We start from the raw sequence: 19,354 nt of genomic DNA on the forward strand, positions 1-19,354 counted from the left end.
TTCCTCTCGGTCCGGGGCCGCTCAGCGGCCCACGAAGGTTGCCTTGCCCGGTCCGTTCTCAACGAACGAGGTGATGCCGCGGGTACGGTCCTCGGTCGCGAAGACTCCAGCGAACTGCTGGCGCTCGATCTCCAGGCCGGTGTCGAGGTCGACCTCGCTCCCCCGGTCGATGCACTCCTTGGCCGCCCGGACGGCCAGCGCGGCGGCGCCGCTGAACTGGGCGGCGTACGCCACCGACTCCTCGAGCACCTTGTCCGCCGGGACGACCCGGTCGACCATGCCGATCCGCAACGCCTCGTCGGCCTTGACGAAGCGTCCGGTGAAGATGATGTCCTTCGCCCTCGACGTGCCGACCAGCCGGGCGAGCCGCTGCGTGCCGCCGGCCCCGGGGATGATGCCGAGCAGCACCTCGGGCTGGCCGAGGACGGCGTCCTCGGCGGCGAACCGCAGGTCGGCGGCGAGGGCGAGCTCGCAGCCGCCACCCAGGGCGTAGCCGTTGACCGCGGCGACGACCGGCTTGGGGATCCGCGCGATCGCGGTGGTGGCAGAGCTCACGGAGGCGGAGACCTTGACCATGTCGGAGTAGGTCAGGTCGGCCATCTCCTTCACGTCGTTGCCCGCGGCGAAGACGCGCTCGCCGCCCCAGATCACCACCGACCGCACGTCGTCGCGCTCGGTCAGCTCGGCTGCGGCCTCGCGGAGGTCGGCCTGGACCTGGACGCTGATCGCGTTCATCTTCGGGCGGTCCAGCCGCAGGACGGCGACCCCGTCGGTCACGTCGATCGAGACGAACTCCATGGTGGCTCCTTGTCACGTGGGACGGCATGGTGGCCGGGGGTGGGATGGCGCGGTGCGTGCCGCATTGTGCCGTGCCGGGACTGTGGCACCACAATGGCTCGCGTGACACCGCCCCCCGAGACGAGCACCGTCTGGAACCACGACGGCGAGACCATGACGGTCTGGCCGGGCCGCAACCACCCCCTGGGCGCGACGTGGTCCCGGGAGTCGGCCAACTTCGCGGTCTACGCCCCCGAGGCGCGAGCGATGTGGGTGTGCCTGTTCGACGAGGACGGCGTCGAGACGCGCCACCGGCTGACCGAGCTCTCGCTGGGCGTGTGGCACGGAGCGCTGCCGGGCGTGGCCCGGGGCGCGCGCTACGGCTACCGCGCCGACGGGCCGTGGGACCCCGAGGCCGGACTTCGGTTCAACCCCGCCAAGCTGCTGCTCGACCCGTACGGCCGGGCCGTGTCAGGGGACCTCGTCGTCGACAAGGCCATCTTCGGCTACGTGAAGGACGACCCCGAGACGCGCAGCGACCTGGACTCCGCGCCCTACGTCCCCCGCAGCGTCGTCGTCCACGACGACTTCCAGTGGGGACCGGACACCTCGCCGCACCGCCGCTGGCGCGACACCGTGATCTACGAGATGCACGTCAAGGGGATGACCGCGCTGCACGACCGGGTGCCCGACGAGCTTCGCGGGACGTACGCCGGACTGGCGGCGCCGGCCGTGACCGACTACCTCAAGGACCTCGGCGTGACGGCGGTCGAGCTGCTGCCCGTGCACCAGTTCTTCTCCGAGCCGGCCCTCGCCGAGCGGGGACTGGTCAACTACTGGGGCTACAACTCGCTGTGCTACTTCGCCCCGCACAACGCGTACTCCTCCGCCGGCGACCGCGGCCAGCAGGTCACCGAGTTCAAGCAGATGGTCAAGGACTTCCACCTCGCCGGGCTCGAGGTCATCCTCGACGTGGTCTACAACCACACCGCCGAGGCGGGCCCCCGCGGGCCCACGCTCAGCTTCCGCGGCCTCGACGACCGCGGCTACTACCAACGCGTGGTGCCGCCGCCGGCGAAGCCGGGCCGCGACCCGGAGCCCGTGCGCTACTGGGACGTCACCGGCTGCGGCAACACCGTCGACGCCACCCACACGCAGAGCCTCCGGCTGATCCTCGACTCCCTGCGCTACTGGGTCACCGAGATGCACGTGGACGGCTTCCGCTTCGACCTGATGAGCGCGCTGACCCGCACCGACCAGGTGGTCGACATGGGCTCGCACCTGCTCACCGCGATCGGGCAGGACCCCGTGCTCCGTCACGTGAAGCTGATCGCCGAGCCGTGGGACGCGTCGATGGACGGCTACCGCGTCGGGCAGTTCCCGCCGCCGTGGGTCGAGTGGAACGACCAGTTCCGCGACACGGTCCGCGACTTCTGGCGCGGCCACTCCGGCGTACGGACCGTGGCCACCCGGCTGGCCGGGTCGAGCGACCTCTACGCCGACGACGGCCGCTCCCCCTACGCCTCGGTCAACTTCGTCACCGCCCATGACGGCTTCACGCTGCGCGACCTCGTCTCCTACAACGAGAAGCACAACGACGCCAACGGCGAGGACAACCGCGACGGCACCGACAACAACCGGTCGTGGAACTGCGGCGTCGAGGGCAAGACCGACGACCCGGAGATCATCGCGCTGCGGCGTCGCCAGGCGGCCAACCTGATGGCGACGCTGTGCTTCTCCAGCGGCGTCCCGATGCTCACCGCCGGTGACGAGCGCGGACGCTCGCAGGGCGGCAACAACAATGCCTACGGCCAGGACAACGAGACCTCGTGGATCGACTGGCGCCCCGACGACGCGTGGCTCGACGTCTACGAGATCACCAAGACCGCGCTGCGGCTGCGTCGCGAGCACCCGGTGCTGCGGCAGCGGCACTGGTTCGCCGGCCGACCCACGATCAAGGGCGGCATCAAGGACCTCGTGTGGGTGCACCCGAGCGGCCACGAGATGACCGTCGCCGACTGGAACGACGACAGCATCCGGACCATCGGGATGTTCCTCAACGGCGCACCCCTGCGCTCCCCCGGCCCGCGCGGCGAGCAGGTGCGGGACCGATCGTTCATGATCTGGCTCAACTCCGGCGTCGACGACGTCGAGCTGGTGCTCCCGGCCAACCAGTGGGTCCACCACGGTGAGGTCGTCCTGTCGACCAACGCCGACGTCGCCGTCGGCACCCCCGTGGTCGCAGGCGGGACGATGGAGCTGCAGGCGCGCTCCGTGCTGGTGCTGCGCGAGACCTGAAGGCAGGTCTCACGAGGCCGGTTCGAACACCTCGACAAGGTTGCCGGCCGGGTCGGTGACGAGGAACTGGCGCCCGCCCGGTCCCGCGACGACCTCACCGAGTGGATGCACCCCCACCCCCCGCAGGCGCTCGAGCTCGGCGTCCAGGTCGTCCACCACCAGGTGGATCCGGTTGCGCCCGGGGCCGGCGAGCTCCTGCGGCGTCGCACGCGCCCCGGAGGTCTGCGGTCCCGAGAGCAGCAGGCGCAGGGGTCCCCGGACGACGTCGGCGAACGGCGGTGCCGGGCGGCTGAGCACCGTGAACCCGAGGACGTCGGTGTAGAACGCGACCGCGGCATCGACGTCATCGACGAGGTAGCGGACGCTGGCGTACTGGTCGTCCGGCATGGCGGACCTCCTTGCTGACCACGCTGACCACGCTGCCACCCACACTTGCCCCGGCTCCAGCGGAGGTCAAGGGGCGCGCGGGTCAGGCCGGGGCGCCCATCCACTCCATCGGGTCGCCGGCCTCGAGGTCGGTGATGCCGTGGTTCTCGAAGGCGCCCAGCACCACGAGGCGTCGTACGGCGGCGAAGGTCAGCACGTGCGCCACCATCCCGCCGTAGGTGAAGACCCGCGGCGTCTCGCAGGTGACGTCGACGAAGGTGTCGTCGAGGCGGCCCTCATCGATCGTCGTACGCACCTGCTCGAGGAAGGCGGGGCCCTCCTCGGCGAGCTCGCGCCGCAGCGTGCTGAGCGACTTGCCGCGCTCCTGGTCCCAGTCGTAGGACCGCTGGTCGACGGCGGCGTTCCACTGGGCCAGCTGCCCGACGAGCCGGCCGAGCACGGAACGGATGGTCATGTCGCAGTCGATGGTGCCGATGGGCACCTCGATCGGGGCGTCGAGCTGCTCGTCACTGAGTCGGCTCGCCCGGTCGATCAGCTCGCCGGTCAGCCAGACGTGGTGCTCGATCATGCGTGTCATCAGGTCCATCGGGGTCACCTTTCGGGAGGTCGGCAGCCGCAGGCTGCCGGGCGGGTGGAAGTGCACGCCGCTCGGACCCTCGATCTGGGTGCGGGTGGGGTGCTGACGCCAGCGGCTCGGCGCGGTGCCGTACTCCCGCGCGAACGCTCGGGTGAACGCCTCGTGCGAGCCGTAGCCGGCCTCGAACGCGACGTCGACCACCTGCTCGTCGCCCGTCAGCAGGCGGTACGCCGCGCGCTCCAGCAGCAGCCGCCGACGCATCCGCTCCGGGGGCTCACCGCCCGCTGCCGACACGACGCGCGCGAGGTGGAAGCGCGAGAGGTGGAGCCGGCGCGCCCGTTCGTCGCCGCCCAGGTCGAGGGTCTCGGCCAGGGTGGCGAGGAACTCGGCGAAGGTGTCGGCCGCTGTCGTCATGACCACCACCCTCGCCCGTGGCGGGGCCGCGCACTTGATCGCACGTGCGCAGTCTGCACCCGCTCAGGCGGGCTGCGCCTCCGTCGCCGCCTTCGCGGCCCCGATGACCTCGGTGAGGCGGTCGCGCAGGTCCACCAGCTCGTGGAGCTCCAGCCCGAGGCGCCGAAGGATCGTGCCGGGCACCTCGAGCGCCTCCCTGCGCAGGTCGCGGCCCCGGTCCGTCAGGGCCACCGCGAGGCTGCGCTCGTCCGCGGGGTTCCGGTCCCGCCGCACGAGGCCGGCCGCCTCGAGCCGCCGGAGCAGCCGTGAGAGCGTCGCCGGGTCGAGCTCGAGCCGACGGCTGAGCTCCGTCACGGACAACGGCTCCCCGCCCCACAACGCCAGCATCACGAGGTACTGCGGGTGGGTGAGCCCCATCGGCTCGAGCACCGGCCGGTAGACGGAGATGACCGTGCGGGACGCGACCGCGAGGGCGAAGCAGACCTGTCGCTCGAGAGCGAGGGGATCGTCGATGCCGTCGAGATCGTCGATTCGGCGGGGCGCGGACATTCCGTTAGCCTAGCAATCGTTGTCACAGCAAACGATTCGTGAGAGAGGCTCGCATGGCCGGCAGCGTTCCCGCTCGACGTACGGAGAAGGGTCGCGGCCACCTGCTCGACCTCGACGCCCCGCGCCGGATCGTCCAGGACCCCGAGAAGGACGCCCGCGACCTCGCCCGCGTGCAGCGCTGGGTGATGTCGACGCTCGCCGTCACCACGATCCTGCACCTCGTCGTCGGCCTCGTCGTCGCAGCCGTGATGCTGGACGACTCCCCCACGTCGTCCAAGATCGGGCTCAACGTCATCGCCGGCATCTTCGGCGCCTTCGCGGTCGCCGTCGGCCGCGCGATCCACGGCAAGCGCATCGTCTCCCCGTGGCTGCTGCTCGCCGTCGTGCCGACGGCCATCGGGATCTGGCTCACCTTCGGCTGACCGGTCCGGTCCGGCGCTACAGTCGCTGCATGGGAGCACCTGACAGCACGCGCTTCACGACCCTCCCCGCCGACGTGCGCGCGGAGGACATGGTCGCCGGGGTCGACACCGACCACGCGCCCGAGCCGGACGACGTGCGCAACGTCGACCAGCACGCCGCTCTCCGCGACGACTGACGGTCGGACGGACCGATCGGGCCGCGTCCCGCTCAGCACGCGCTGAGGCACGCCGCCGGACGGCCGTTAAGTCCGCCTGACGGGTCCTGGCTCCACCTCGTAGACACACGGACAGAACCTGCCCGTCGTCGTCCGACCCACGCTCGGACGACGGCTTCGCCCCGGCTTTGGTCCGCGCGTCTCCGGTCAGAGCCCGAGCACCTGCACGCACACGAGGTACGCCCCGCGCACGCCGCCCGGGTCGTGGAGGGCCCGGTCGTCCTCGGCCACCGCGGCAGCGCGGGCACGTACGGCCGCGCCCGGGTCGACGGTCGTGAGGTCCGCGGCGAGGGCAGCGACCACCTGGAGCAGGTCGTGCTCGTCGAGGTGGTCCAGAGCGAGGCTGTCGTGCAGCATGCTCGCCGCCTCCCCCATCAGCTCCCGCGCGGTCTCCGCGTCCACGTCGGGTCGCGACGAGGCGGCGACGTCAGCGGCCGCGAGGAAGGGCTCGAGGATGCCGGGCGGAACGGTCGAGGGCATGGGGCGATCGTCCTCGCGACCGCCGCGCCGGGCAACGCCTTTACCGACGCGACGGCGGCGACGTAGGTAATAACCCGGATGCGGAGTGGGCACGGGAAGGCGCACGCTGTGAGGACCACTCAGCACCGGAAGGAGGTGCACCATGTGGGACACCGTCCAGACGAACCGGTCCCGCCTCAGCCACGACCTGCCGTGTCCCGAGTGCGGCCACGCCGCACACTCCTACCTCCCCTGCAGCGACCTCTGTCGCTGCCGCCGGCACAACCCGCTGGCGACGAGCGCGGCGGACTGACACAGCCGCATCGGCGCGGCGGGCGGCCGGCCGCCGGTCAGGTCGCCGGTCAGGCCGGCTCGGCCACCAGCCCGAGCTCGGCGACGGAGGCCAGCGACTCGTTGCGCGGGACCACGCGGACCGTGTAGCCGAACGGGCCCGAGACCGCGAGCGGCACCGCGGCGTCGAAGCGGTGGCGGTTGCCGTCGTACGACTCCCCCACCAGCATCGGCGTCGCCGAGGTCGCGGTGAGGACGTCGTCGGAGCCGATCCGCCCGTGCACGACCTGCACCTCGACATCGTCGGCCGACAGCGAGCCGAGCGCCACCCAGGCGCGGACGGCGAGCGTCGCGCCCACGACGGCCTGGTCGCCCACGCCCTCGGAGTCGACGTGCTCGACGCGGACGCCCGGCCACGCGGCGCGGACGTCGTGCTTCCAGCCCGCCAGGGTGCGAGCGCCGACGTAGTCGGAGTTGAGCGTGCGCGCGGTGTGCGCGGCCGGCGCGTAGAGCTCGCGGACGTAGTCGCGGACCTGACGGGTGGCGAGCACCTTGGGGCCGAGCGACTTCAGCGTGTGGCGGACCATCTCCAGCCAGCGCGGGGGCACGCCCTCGTCGTTCGTCTCGTAGAAGCGCGGCACGACCTCGCCCTCGAGCAGGTCGTAGAGCGCGTTGGCCTCGAGGTCGTCACGCCGGTCGGGATCGTCGATGCCGTCGGCCGACGGGATCGCCCAGCCGTTGTTGCCGTCGTACCACTCGTCCCACCAGCCGTCGAGGATCGAGAGGTTCAGGCCGCCGTTGAGCGCCGCCTTCATGCCGGAGGTGCCGCACGCCTCGTAGGGGCGCAGCGGGTTGTTGAGCCACACGTCGCAGCCGGGGTAGAGCGGCTGCGCCATCGCGATGTCGTAGTTGGGCAGGAACGCGATGCGGTGCCGGACCTCCGGGTCGTCGGCGAAGCGCACCATCTCCTGGATGAGCCGCTTGCCGGTCTCGTCGGCCGGGTGCGCCTTGCCGGCGATGACGAGCTGGATGGGCCGCTCGGGGTCGAGCAGCAGCTTCTTGAGGCGGGCGGGGTCGCGCAGCATCAGCGTGAGCCGCTTGTACGTCGGCACGCGCCGGGCGAACCCGATGGTCAGGACGTTCGGGTCGAGCGCGCTGTCGATCCACGTGGTCTCGGCGGCTGCGTAGCCCCGCTTGACCGCCGAGCGGCGCATCCGGTCGCGGGCGTCCTCGACGAAGCGGGTGCGAAGCGTGCGCTTGAGGTCCCAGATCTCGCGGTCGCTGATCTGGTCGACGAGCGGCCAGAGGGCGTCGGTGTCGTCGCCGTCGATGTCGCCGCCGCGGCTCGCGGCGAGCTCGATGACCTCGCGCGCGATCCAGGTCGGGCCGTGGACGCCGTTGGTGATCGACGTGATCGGCACCTCGGCCTCGTCGAAGGCCGGCCACAGACCGTTGAACATGCCGCGCGACACGTGGCCGTGCAGCTCGGAGACGCCGTTGGCGCGCTGGGCGAGGCGGAAGCCCATCACCGCCATGTTGAAGACCCCGGCGTCGCCGCCTTCGTAGGTCTCGGCGCCGAGCGCGAGGATGCGGTCGACCGGGACGCCCGGCGTCGGCGAGCTGCCGGCGAAGTACTGGGAGACGAGCTCGCGCGGGAACCGGTCGATGCCGGCGGGCACCGGCGTGTGCGTGGTGAAGACCGTGCCGGCGCGGGAGACCTCGAGCGCGGTGTCGAAGTCGAGGTGCGGCCCGGCCTCGTCGACGGTGAGCTCGCGGATGCGCTCGACGCCGAGGAACCCGGCGTGCCCCTCGTTGGCGTGGAAGACCTCCGGCGCCGGGGCGCCGGTGATGCGCGACCACACCCGCAGGGCGCGTACGCCGCCCACGCCGAGGAGCAGCTCCTGGCGCAGCCGGTGCTCGGAGTTGCCGCCGTAGAGCCGGTCGGTCACGTCGCGGTAGTGGGCGCTGTTCTCCTCGACGTCGGTGTCGAGGAGCAGCAGCGGCACGCGACCGACGTGGGCGACGAGGATCCGGGCCACCAGGTCGGGGCCGTCGGGGAGGGCGATGGAGACCGTCGCCCGGCTGCCGTCAGCCTCGCGGAGCACGGTCAGCGGCAGCTCGTCGGGGTCGAGGACGGGGTAGCTCTCCTGCTGCCAGCCGTCGCGGTCGAGCGCCTGCTTGAAGTAGCCGTGGCGGTAGAACAGGCCGACGCCCACCAGCGGGATGCCGAGGTCGGAGGACGCCTTGAGGTGGTCACCGGCCAGGATGCCGAGGCCGCCGGAGTACTGCGGCAGCACCGAGGTGATGCCGAACTCGGACGAGAAGTACGCGATGGCGCGCGGGGCGTCGTCGCCGGCCTTGCGGGCGTACCACCGGTCCTCGGTGAGGTAGCGCTGCAGGTCGGCGTGCGCGGCGCCGAGGCGCGCGCGGAAGTCGCCGTCCTCGACCAGCTCGTCGAGCCGTTCACGCCCGACGGCACCGAGGAGGCGCACCGGGTCGCACTTGACCCGGCGCCACAGCTCGGGGTCGATCGAGGAGAACACGTCCTGGGTGGGCGGGTGCCACGACCAGCGCAGGTTGCCGGCCAGGGCGGCCAGCGCCCCCAGGGGCTCGGGCAGGACGGGACGGACGGTGAATCGTCTGAACGCTCGCACGGACCAGCACGCTAGGCCATTTCTTGGAACGATCCAAGAGCGGGCCCTCCTCGGCCACGTCGGCGCCGCCCGGCCGAGGTCCGACGTAGGCGCGCGGACCTGACGGCATCGACCGCGGCCGTGACGTCCCAAGGGGTGGCCTCGGCCGCGGTCGGCTTGCGTGCGGGGTTCGGGTTCGCAAGTGTGGGGCCATGGTTGGACGGATACCCGTGATGGATGTCTCTCCCGTGGTCGACCTGGGTCGCCAGTCGGCCAAGGCCACCGTCGGGGAGCCGATGCCCGTACGCGCTTCGGTCTTCCGCGAGGGCCACGACCAGCTCGCGGCGGAGGTGGTCGCGACCGATCCGAGCGGCCGGACCCGCGACCCGGTGCGGATGCGACCCGACGGCGAGGAGCCCAACCGCTACGTCGCCCACGTCACGCCCGACATCGAGGGCGAGTGGACCTTCGAGATCCACTCCTGGTCCGACCCGGTCGCGACGTGGGAGCACGACGCGGGCATCAAGATCCCCGCCGGGGTCGATGTCGAGCTCATGTTCACCGAGGCGCGGCTCCTGCTGGAGCGCGTGGCCGCAGGGACGGGCAAGGACGCGCTCGACAAGCGGTCGGCCGCCGTCGTCTCCGGCGCGATCGCGGCCGCGACCGACACCGAACGTCCGGTCGGCGCGCGCCTCGGCGCCCTCCAGGACCCCGAGCTCGAGGCCGTGCTCCTCGCTCACCCGCTGCGCGAGCTGCTCACCGTGACGGGTCCGTTCCGGTTCCGCGCCGACCGCTCCCGCGCGCTCTTCGGCAGCTGGTACGAGTTCTTCCCCCGCTCGGAGGGCGCGACGCGAGACGAGAAGACCGGCACGATCACGAGCGGGAGCTTCCGGACGGCGGCCAAGCGCCTCGACCGGGTGGCCGAGATGGGCTTCGACGTCGTCTACCTGCCGCCGATCCACCCCATCGGCGAGGTCAACCGCAAGGGCCCCAACAACACCCTGACGCCCGGCCCCGACGACACCGGCTCGCCCTGGGCGATCGGCAGCAAGGACGGCGGCCACGACGCGATCCACCCCGAGCTGGGGACGTTCGAGGACTTCGACGCCTTCGTCGCGCGTGCCCGTGAGCTCGACCTCGAGGTGGCCCTCGACCTCGCGCTCCAGGCGGCGCCCGACCACCCCTGGGTGACCACGCACCCGCAGTTCTTCACGACGCGCGCGGACGGGACGATCGCGTACGCCGAGAACCCGCCGAAGAAGTACCAGGACATCTACCCGATGAACTTCGACAACGACCCGGCCGGCATCTGCCGCGAGGTGCTGCGGGTCGTGAAGCTCTGGATGTCGCACGGGGTGCGGATCTTCCGCGTCGACAACCCGCACACCAAGCCCCTCGCCTTCTGGGAGTGGCTGCTGGCGGAGGTACGTCGTACGGACCCCGACGTGCTCTTCCTGTCCGAGGCCTTCACCAAGCCCGCGATGATGCACGGCCTCGGCGCGGTCGGCTACCACCAGAGCTACACCTACTTCACCTGGCGCACCGCCAAGCGCGAGATCGAGGAGTACCTCGTCGAGGTCTCGCACGAGTCCGACCACCTGATGCGGCCGAACTTCTTCGTCAACACCCCCGACATCCTCCACGCCTACCTGCAGTACGGCGGACCGGCGGCGTTCAAGGTGCGTGCAGCGCTCGCCGCCACCGGTTCGCCCAGCTGGGGGGTCTACGCCGGCTACGAGCTGTTCGAGCACGTCGCGGTGAAGCCCGGGTCGGAGGAGTACCTCGACTCGGAGAAGTACCAGATCCGCATCCGCGACTGGGAGAAGCGCGACGCCGAGGGCACCACGCTCGCGCCCTACCTCACGCGGCTCAACCAGATCCGCCGCCAGCACCCGGCGCTCCAGCTGCTGCGCAACGTGACGATCCACTCCAGCGACGACGACCACGTGCTGGTCTTCTCGAAGAAGCACGGCGACGACATCGTCATCAGCGTCATCAACCTCGACCCGCACGGCACGCGGGAGACGATGGTCCACCTCGACATGCCGGCGCTCGGCCTGGAGTGGCACGACTCCTTCGTCGCCCACGACGAGATCACCGGCGAGGACTGGAGCTGGACCGCGCACAACTACGTCCGGCTCGACCCCGGCCACGAACCTGCCCACGTGATCGTCGTCAGGAGGACCCGTTGACCGAACACCCGACCTCGTCCCAGATGCCGACGGACGCGACCCGCGCGACCGCCGTGCTCAACGCGGAGCCCGACTGGTTCCGCACGGCGGTCTTCTACGAGGTGCTGGTGCGGTCGTTCCGTGACTCCAACGGTGACGGGACCGGCGACTTCAAGGGCCTGATCGAGAAGCTCGACTACCTCGAGTGGCTGGGCGTGGACTGCCTGTGGGTCCCGCCGTTCTTCACCTCGCCCCTGCGCGACGGCGGCTACGACGTCGCCGACTACAACAACATCCTCCCCGAGTGCGGCACGGTCGAGGACTTCCACGAGTTCATCGACGCCTGCCACCAGCGCGGCATCCGCGTGATCATCGACTTCGTCATGAACCACACGAGTGACGCCCACCCGTGGTTCCAGGCCAGCCGCAGCGACCCCGAGGGGCCGTACGGCGACTTCTACGTGTGGTCCGACACCGACGAGCTCTACCAGGACGCCCGCGTCATCTTCGTCGACACCGAGCCGTCCAACTGGACGTGGGACCCGGTGCGCCAGCAGTACTTCTGGCACCGGTTCTTCCACCACCAGCCCGACCTCAACTTCGACAACCCCAAGGTCCACGACGCGATGCTGGAGGCGATGGCCTTCTGGCTCGACATGGGCCTCGACGGGTTCCGGCTCGACGCGGTGCCCTACCTCTACGAGCGTCCCGGCACCAACGGCGAGAACCTGCCCGAGACGCACGACTTCCTCAAGAAGTGCCGCCGCTTCGTCGACGAGAACTACCCCGGGCGCGTGCTGCTCTGCGAGGCCAACCAGTGGCCGGCCGACGTCGTGGAGTACTTCGGTCCCGAGCAGACCGAGGACGGCCGGTGGATCGGCACCGAGTGCCACATGGCCTTCCACTTCCCCGTCATGCCGCGCATCTTCATGGCGGTGCGCCGCGAGTCGCGATTCCCGATCTCGGAGATCCTCGAGCAGACCCCGTCGATCCCCGACGGCTGCCAGTGGGGCATCTTCCTGCGCAACCACGACGAGCTCACCCTCGAGATGGTGACCGACGAGGACCGCGACTACATGTGGTCGGAGTACGCCCACGACCCGCGGATGAAGGCCAACATCGGCATCCGCCGCCGGCTGGCGCCGCTGCTCGACAACGACGTCAACCGCATGGAGCTCTTCACCGCGCTCCTGCTGTCGCTGCCCGGATCACCCGTCCTGTACTACGGCGACGAGATCGGGATGGGCGACAACATCTGGCTCGGCGACCGCGACGGAGTGCGTACGCCGATGCAGTGGACGCCCGACCGCAACGCGGGGTTCTCCGCAGCCACGCCCGGCAAGCTCCACCTGCCGGCGATCCAGGACCCGGTCTACGGCTACCAGTCGGTCAACGTCGAGGCGCAGCTGGAGAACACCTCCTCGTTGCTCCACTGGACCCGTCGCCTGGTCCACGCCAGGCGCCGCCACCCGGCCTTCGGGCTCGGCGACTTCGTCGACCTCGGCGGCTCCAACCCGAGCGTCCTGTCGTACATCCGCGAGCACCGCGGAGCCGAGGACCGCGACGTGATCCTCTGCGTCAACAACCTCTCCCGCTTCCCCCAGCCGGTCGAGCTCGACCTGCGGCAGTGGGAGGGCATGGTGCCCATCGAGCTGCTCGGCGGCGTGCCGTTCCCAGCCGTCGGTGAGCTGCCCTACCTGCTCACCCTGGGTGGCTACGGCTTCCTCTGGCTGAGGCTGACCGAACCGACGACCGCGGGGGTGGAGGGATCGTGAACGACGACCTGACCAGCTGGATCAGCGAGGCCCGCTGGTTCGGCGGCAAGGGGCGCGACTGGACGCTGACGAGCGTGCGCCGCGTCGGCGAGCTCCCCGACGCCCCCGAAGGCCTGCGGGTCGCGATCCAGCTCGCCGAGGTGACGTACGACGACGGGTCCACCGACCTCTACCAGCTGCCGCTGGCGTTCTACGCCGAGCCGCAGGAGCGGATCTCCCACGCGCTCATCGGCGAGTGGGACGACGACGAGCTCGGGCACGCGCACGTCTACGACGCGCTGCACGACCGCCAGGCGATGGCCCTGTGGCTGGCGGCGTTCGCCCGGCACGGCGTCGCGCCGGCGCCGCCGTCCGACGTGCGCGGCGACCTGATGTTCCACCGGCTGCCGGGCCACGACCTCGACATCGAGGCCCACTCGACGCTCTTCTCCGGCGAGCAGTCGAACTCGTCGGTCGCCTTCGGCGAGGACGCGCTGATGAAGGTCTTCCGCAAGGTGACCCCGGGGGTCAACCCCGACATCGCGATCCACCAGGTCCTCACCGAGGCGGAGTCGACCCACGTCGCCGCGCTCTACGGGTGGCTCGACCTCGTCGACGACGACACCAACACCACCATCCAGCTCGCGATGCTCCAGCAGTTCCTCCGCACCGCGAGCGACGGCTGGGACCTGGCGCTGGCCAGCGTGCGGAACCTGTTCGCCGAGGCCGACCTGCACGCCGACGAGGTCGGCGGTGACTTCGCCGGCGAGGCCGCGCGACTCGGCATCGCGCTGGCCGAGGTGCATGCCGACCTGGCCGCGCACTTCCCGGTCGAGCGGCGCGAGGCCGACGCCCTGGGCGAGCTGGCCCAGGCGATGGAGGACCGGCTCGTGGCCGCCCTCGACGTCGTACCGGACCTGGCGGCCCACGAGACCCGGCTGCGCGAGACGTTCGCCCGGCTGCGCGAGCTCGACGCCGTCGAGGTGCAGCAGGTCCACGGTGACCTGCACCTCGGCCAGACCCTGCGCACCGTCAAGGGCTGGAAGATCGTGGACTTCGAGGGCGAGCCGGCCAAGCCGCTCGCCGAGCGACTCAGGCCCGACTCGGCCTGGCGGGACGTGGCAGGGATGGTCCGCTCCTTCGACTACGCACCGCGCGTGGTCGCGATGACCGGTGGCGCCGACGCCGGTGGCGAGGCCGAGCAGCGTGCCTACCGGGCGTCCGAGTGGTCCGCACGCAACCGCGCCGCGTTCCTGGCCGCCTACACCGAGAAGCGCGGGGAGGAGCTCGACGGCCCCAACGGGGTACTGCTCGACGCCTACCTCGCGGACAAGGTCGTCTACGAGGCGGTCTACGAAGCACGCAATCGTCCGGGATGGCTCTCCATCCCTCTCGCAGCGTTGGAGGAGTCGTCATGACCAAGCCCACGAGCAAGCACACGAGCAAGCCCACGAGCACCCCGGAGGCCGCCGCCCCGGTCCGGACCGCTCCGGAGAGCACGGTCGGTGGTGCACCCGCGGCCGGGTCGCGGGACCCCCACGCCCCCGGCGAGCTCGACCTTCACCTGATCGGTGAGGGTCGCCACGAGCTGCTCTGGACGGTGCTCGGCGCGCAGCAAGGCACCGACGGCACGTCCTTCCGCGTGTGGGCCCCCAACGCCATGGAGGTCCAGGTCGCCGGCGAGTGGGCCGGGTGGGACGGCTCGGCACACCCCATGACACGCCTCGACGGGTCCGGCGTCTGGCACGTCCACGTCGAGGAGGCCGGCGTCGGGTCGCAGTACAAGTACCGGATCCGGGGCGCCGACGGCCAGTGGGTCGACCGCGCCGACCCCCTGGCCCAGTACGCCGAGAAGCCGCCGAGCTCCGCCTCGAAGGTGTGGCGGTCGCAGCACCAGTGGGGCGACGAAGCGTGGCTCGAGAAGCGCCGCACGAGCCAACCCGTCGACGAGGCGATGTCGACCTACGAGGTGCACCTCGCCTCGTGGCGCAAGCACTACTCGGGCGAGCTCTACACGTGGGACGAGATCGCCGACGCGCTGGTCCCCTACGTCTCCGACCTCGGCTTCACCCACGTCGAGTTCATGCCGGTGATGCAGCACCCGTTCGGCGGCTCGTGGGGCTACCACGTCACCTCCTACTTCGCCCCCGACTCGCGCTTCGGCGACCCCGACGGGCTGAAGCGCCTCATCGACCGGCTCCACCAGGCCGGCGTCGGCGTCATCCTCGACTGGGTCCCCGGGCACTTCGCCACCGACGAGTGGGCGCTGGCCCGCTTCGACGGCACCCCGCTCTACGAGGACCCCAACCCGCAGCGCGGCTGGCACAAGGAGTGGGGCTCCCACATCTTCAACTTCGGCCGCAACGAGGTGCGCAACTTCCTCTACGCCAACGCGGTCTACTGGCTCGAGGAGTACCACGCCGACGGCCTGCGCGTGGACGGCGTCGCCTCGATGATCTACCTCGACTACGCCCGCGAGCACGGCGAGTGGTCGCCGAACAAGCACGGCGGCCGGGAGAACCTCGAGGCGGTGCAGTTCCTGCAGGAGATGAATGCCACCGTCTACAAGAGGGTGCCCGGCATCGTCACGATCGCCGAGGAGTCGACCGCCTGGCCCGGCGTCACCGGGCCCACGAGCGACGGCGGCCTCGGCTTCGGGTTCAAGTGGAACATGGGCTGGATGCACGACTCGCTCAACTACGTCTCCAAGGACCCGCTCTACCGCAGCCACCACCACGGCCAGATGACGTTCTCGCTCGTCTACGCCTTCGCGGAGAACTACGTCCTGCCGATCAGCCACGACGAGGTCGTGCACGGCAAGGGCTCCCTGTTGCGCAAGATGCCCGGCGACCGCTGGCAGCAGCTCGCCAACCTGCGCGCCTACCTCGCCTACATGTGGGCCCACCCCGGCAAGCAGCTGCTCTTCATGGGCTGCGAGTTCGGCCAGGAGTCCGAGTGGGCCGAGAGCCGCGAGCTCGACTGGTGGCTCCTGGAGCACCCCGAGCACGCAGGTGTCCACGCGATGGTGCGGGACATGAACCGCGCGTACGCCGAGAGCGGCGCGCTGTGGGGGCGCGACAACGAGCCGTCGGGCTTCCAGTGGATCGACGCCAACGACGCGGGCGCCAACACCTTCTCGTTCGTCCGCCGCTCCCCCGGCGAGCCCGACCTGGTGTGCGTGGCCAACTTCGCCGGCACCCCGCACGAGGGCTATCGCCTCGGCCTGCCGTCGGCGGGAAGGTGGGCGGAGGTCCTCAACACGGACGCCGAGTCCTACTACGGATCCGGCGTGGGCAACCTCGGCGCCGTCACCGCCACCGAGGGCGAGCACCACGGCCAGCCTGCGCACGCTGACATCGTGGTGCCGCCCCTGGCGACGGTGTGGTTCCGCAAGGAGGACGGAACGACCTGATCAGCTCAGGTTGATCATCCTCAGCATCCCCATCAGGGCGTGCTCCATGCCGCCCATCTTGGGGTCGGGGAAGAAGCACATGACGACGTACTGGCCTGCGGGCAGGTCGTAGTCGACCGTCATGCTGCGGCCGGGGCTCAGCGTCCCGGTTGTCATACCGGCCGGCAAGATCCACGAGGGCTCCGGCCCGTCCCCGCTCTGCAGGGCCTCCAGCACCTGGTCGGTGGTGGTGCCCTCGGCGACCTGCTGGAGGATCACGAAGTGCGGCTCGTCCGCCTTGTTCTTGAACGCGAACCGACCCTGGTGGGGCAGCTGCGAGGCGCCTCCCCAGGACGGACCGTTCTTCCCGATGATGGAGCCGTCGGTGCGGGGGGTCTTGGACGAGCGCTTGGGACCGTCGACGACGAGTGTCTTGCCGGTCACCACGCCACGCTGGCCGAGGGAGATCGGCGTGTAGGCGCCCGGGCGCGGGAAGACGATGGTGCCGGAGCCGCCGGCCTCGAGGCCACCGATGATGGTGGACTTGCTGACCACGCGCTTCAGCGCCTTGATGTCCCTCTTGGCGCCGAACTTGTTGAAGTCGGCAGTGAAGTCCGCGATGTCGTAGCCCTTGTCGAAGGTCACGAACTCGACCGGCCCGCCCTTGACGTCGAGGTGCACACGTCCTGCGCTCAGGTTGTCGGCCCCTTTCACGATGATCGTCTTCTTGGTCAGCAGCGCGGTGAGGTGCGGCATGGCCGCTCGGGCGCTGGTGGTGGCGGCGCCGGAGGCACCAGCTGTCGTGGGTACGAGGAGGACGGGCGAGCTCGCGAGCGCCGTGGCGCACACGACCGCCACCACCCTTCGCAGTTCGGTGGGCACGTGCATGGTGGTCCTACCCTTCTGGGAAAGTGCGGTGCCGTCGGCACCACCTTCCAGTAGTGGCACCGATCCCTGGGCCCGTCATCATCGATTTTCGTGACATCCGGGCGAGGTCCAGACCACCGATTTCTGGGGATGCCGGCACCCGGTCACTGATGCACACTCGGGACGATGACGGGGATCCTGCGTCGCCGGCCGACGGCCTGGCTGGTCGGCATCGTGACGTGCGCGGTCGCGCTCGTGGCCCTCGACCCGGCGTCCGGTCCGGAGGGGCGTACGGCCTCCGCCGAGCCGGTGCGGAACGCGACCATCCTCGTCGAGGAGGGCGGCACCCGCGCAGGGTTCGCCACCCCCGAGGTGACCGTCGGTGGCGGTGGCACCGTCACCGTCGTCAACCTCGACTCCATGGACCACACCGTCACGTCGGTCGCCCGCAACGCGGACGGGACGCCCCTGTTCGACGTACGCGTCCCCGCGGGCACGTCCGCGACGGTCACCGGTGTCGAGGCGCTGTCAGCCGGTGCGTGGGCCTTCTTCTGCAAGTTCCACCCCAACATGCGCGGCGTTATCAACGTCGAGGGCGTCGCGGGCGGCGCCGAGCCCGTGGACACGCGCTTCGAGCAGCCGCTCGTGGTCCCCAGCACGCGGCGCGGTGAGGACATCAGGCTGGTCATGCGCCGCGCGGAGGTGCGGACCCTCCCGCACGGACCGCGCACGTCGATGTGGACCTACGACGGCAGCTATCCCGGTCCCACCATCAGGCGGCGGGGCGGGCGCGGCACCGAGGTGACCGTCGTCAACCGGCTCCCCCGCGGTGCCGGGTCCATGTCGACACACCTGCACGGCGACCACCACGCCTCTGCGGACGACGGGCAGCCGACGACCCACCTGATCGCGCGTGGCGGCGAGCGGACGTACGACTACCCGCTCGTGGTCGACGGGCGCCCCGAGCCCGGCTCGTTCTTCTGGTACCACGACCACCGGATGGACCGCACCGCCCGCAACAACTGGCGCGGCCTGCAGGGCATGTTCATCGTCACCGACCCGCCCACGCGCACGTTGAGCCTGCCGACCGGCCGCCGCGACGTGCCGCTGATGGTCTCCGAGCGGTCCTTCACCAGCGGCAACCAGCTGACCGACCCGTTCGCCGCCGGCCCTGAGATGGTGGGGCACCACGGCGAGATGTCGTGGACGGGGGCCCACGCGCCGCCGGACGACGCGACGGTCGGCGACACGGTCCTGGTCAACGGCCGGTACGCGCCGTACCTCGACGTGTCGGCGACCCGCTACCGCCTGCGGCTGCTGAACTCGTCGCCGTTCTCGAGCTACAACTTCACGCTGTCCGACGGCCGGCCGTTCCTGCAGATCGGCACCGGCAGCGGCCTGCTCCCGAAGGCCGTCGTGCGGTCAAGCGTGCTGCTCGGGCCGGCCCAGCGCGCCGACGTGATCGTCGACTTCAGCGGCGCCACCGGCCAGCGCCTCGTGCTCGCGTCGGTCCCGGCCGCCAGCGGGACCTCCGGGGACGACGCGCGCGAGACCCCTGTCATGGAGTTCCGGGTGGGCGCCCCGGCCAGGGACGCCTCGCGGCTACCGTCGCGACTGCCTTCGCCGAAGCTGGTCTCCCCCGTCCCGGCCAAGGTCTCGCAGACGTGGACCTTCGGGCTCGAGGAGTCCTCGCACCACGGCAGCGCCTGGACGATCAACGGCCGCGCCTTCGACCCGCGCCGGGTCGACCACCGCGCCCGCCTCGACACCGTCGAGCGGTGGCGCTTCCGCAACACCAGCGACGTCACCCACTACGTCCACATCCACGCCGAGCAGTGGCGCACCCTCCTCCGCGACGGCCGGCGTCCGCCTCCGTGGGAGCGGGGCCTGGAGGACACCTGGCGGCTGGAGCCCGGCGAGGAGGTCGAGGTCGCTGCCCGCTTCACCGACTACACCGGCCCCTTCATGATCCACTGCCACATGCTCGACCACGAGGACCACGGGATGATGGCCCGATTCGACGTGGTCCGGTAGCCCCGCCGGCGAGACACACCATGCAGGCAGTTCGCCGGACATCCGCCCGGTGTGAGCGTGGCGGCAGCCCGGCACCGCCCCAACTGCCTTCATGGTGCTTGTGGTCTCGTCGCTA

At 70.9% G+C, this 19,354-nt stretch carries 15 protein-coding genes; 8 read left to right on the forward strand and 7 right to left on the reverse strand.

The window, feature by feature from the left end:
• Positions 1–21 precede the first annotated feature (21 nt).
• Positions 22–798, reverse strand: a complete 777-nt coding sequence (locus ACFQW6_RS16735) for an enoyl-CoA hydratase/isomerase family protein (RefSeq protein ID WP_191195187.1) — start codon at positions 796–798, stop codon at positions 22–24.
• A 102-nt stretch (positions 799–900) separates the two neighbouring features.
• Between ACFQW6_RS16735 and glgX the strand changes: the two genes are divergently transcribed.
• Entirely contained in the window at positions 901–3,075 is a 2,175-nt protein-coding gene (gene glgX / locus ACFQW6_RS16740; protein ID WP_378547840.1) for a glycogen debranching protein GlgX, read from the forward strand.
• 9 nt (positions 3,076–3,084) lie between these two features.
• Here the strand turns inward: glgX and ACFQW6_RS16745 are convergent, their stop codons facing one another.
• The 3 genes from ACFQW6_RS16745 to ACFQW6_RS16755 form a co-directional block, all read right to left on the reverse strand.
• On the reverse strand, positions 3,085–3,462 hold the full coding sequence (locus ACFQW6_RS16745) for a VOC family protein (RefSeq protein ID WP_378547843.1): 378 nt from the start codon (positions 3,460–3,462) through the stop codon (positions 3,085–3,087).
• Between the two features lie 82 nt (positions 3,463–3,544).
• Positions 3,545–4,453, reverse strand: coding sequence for a helix-turn-helix domain-containing protein (locus ACFQW6_RS16750; protein ID WP_378547846.1), 909 nt, complete (start codon positions 4,451–4,453; stop codon positions 3,545–3,547).
• 63 nt (positions 4,454–4,516) lie between these two features.
• Positions 4,517–5,002, reverse strand: a complete 486-nt coding sequence (locus tag ACFQW6_RS16755) for a MarR family winged helix-turn-helix transcriptional regulator (RefSeq protein WP_378547848.1) — start codon at positions 5,000–5,002, stop codon at positions 4,517–4,519.
• A 53-nt stretch (positions 5,003–5,055) separates the two neighbouring features.
• Here ACFQW6_RS16755 and ACFQW6_RS16760 point away from each other — a divergent pair, with 53 nt between their 5' ends.
• Entirely contained in the window at positions 5,056–5,424 is a 369-nt protein-coding gene (locus tag ACFQW6_RS16760; protein WP_378547850.1) for a hypothetical protein, read from the forward strand.
• A 29-nt stretch (positions 5,425–5,453) separates the two neighbouring features.
• Positions 5,454–5,600 (forward strand): hypothetical protein, encoded by a 147-nt coding sequence (locus ACFQW6_RS16765; RefSeq protein WP_378547852.1) that lies wholly within the window; start codon positions 5,454–5,456, stop codon positions 5,598–5,600.
• Between the two features lie 186 nt (positions 5,601–5,786).
• Here ACFQW6_RS16765 and ACFQW6_RS16770 read toward each other — a convergent pair whose 3' ends face one another.
• Together ACFQW6_RS16770 and glgP are read right to left on the reverse strand one after the other, a co-directional pair.
• On the reverse strand, positions 5,787–6,119 hold the full coding sequence (locus tag ACFQW6_RS16770) for a hypothetical protein (protein ID WP_378547854.1): 333 nt from the start codon (positions 6,117–6,119) through the stop codon (positions 5,787–5,789).
• A gap of 341 nt (positions 6,120–6,460) precedes the next feature.
• Positions 6,461–9,043, reverse strand: a complete 2,583-nt coding sequence (gene glgP / locus ACFQW6_RS16775) for an alpha-glucan family phosphorylase (protein ID WP_378547857.1) — start codon at positions 9,041–9,043, stop codon at positions 6,461–6,463.
• A gap of 191 nt (positions 9,044–9,234) precedes the next feature.
• Between glgP and ACFQW6_RS16780 the strand changes: the two genes are divergently transcribed.
• The 4 genes from ACFQW6_RS16780 to glgB are packed head-to-tail and all read left to right on the forward strand — an operon-like array spanning position 9,235 to position 16,359.
• Positions 9,235–11,214: an alpha-1,4-glucan--maltose-1-phosphate maltosyltransferase gene (locus ACFQW6_RS16780; protein ID WP_378547860.1), complete on the forward strand. Its 1,980-nt coding sequence runs from the start codon at positions 9,235–9,237 to the stop codon at positions 11,212–11,214.
• A gap of 23 nt (positions 11,215–11,237) precedes the next feature.
• Complete coding sequence (gene treS / locus ACFQW6_RS16785) at positions 11,238–12,968, forward strand: maltose alpha-D-glucosyltransferase (protein WP_378549174.1); 1,731 nt, start codon at positions 11,238–11,240, stop codon at positions 12,966–12,968.
• Complete coding sequence (locus ACFQW6_RS16790; RefSeq protein ID WP_378547863.1) at positions 12,965–14,365, forward strand: hypothetical protein; 1,401 nt, start codon at positions 12,965–12,967, stop codon at positions 14,363–14,365. Before treS ends, ACFQW6_RS16790 begins: the two co-directional genes overlap by 4 nt.
• Complete coding sequence (gene glgB, locus ACFQW6_RS16795; protein WP_378547866.1) at positions 14,362–16,359, forward strand: 1,4-alpha-glucan branching protein GlgB; 1,998 nt, start codon at positions 14,362–14,364, stop codon at positions 16,357–16,359. Before ACFQW6_RS16790 ends, glgB begins: the two co-directional genes overlap by 4 nt.
• Here glgB and ACFQW6_RS16800 read toward each other — a convergent pair whose 3' ends face one another.
• Positions 16,360–17,220 carry a hypothetical protein gene (locus ACFQW6_RS16800; protein WP_378547869.1) on the reverse strand — a complete coding sequence of 287 codons (861 nt, stop codon included), beginning with the start codon at positions 17,218–17,220 and terminating at the stop codon, positions 16,360–16,362.
• Positions 17,221–17,391: 171 nt separating this feature from the next.
• Here ACFQW6_RS16800 and ACFQW6_RS16805 point away from each other — a divergent pair, with 171 nt between their 5' ends.
• The gene (locus ACFQW6_RS16805; RefSeq protein WP_378547872.1) at positions 17,392–19,239 is read left to right on the forward strand and encodes a multicopper oxidase domain-containing protein; all 1,848 of its coding nucleotides are present in this window, start codon (positions 17,392–17,394) and stop codon (positions 19,237–19,239) included.
• Positions 19,240–19,354 lie beyond the last annotated feature (115 nt).

Source organism: Nocardioides sp. GCM10028917 (genome assembly GCF_042666175.1).
In the GTDB taxonomy this organism is placed as follows: Bacteria; Actinomycetota; Actinomycetes; order Propionibacteriales; family Nocardioidaceae; genus Nocardioides.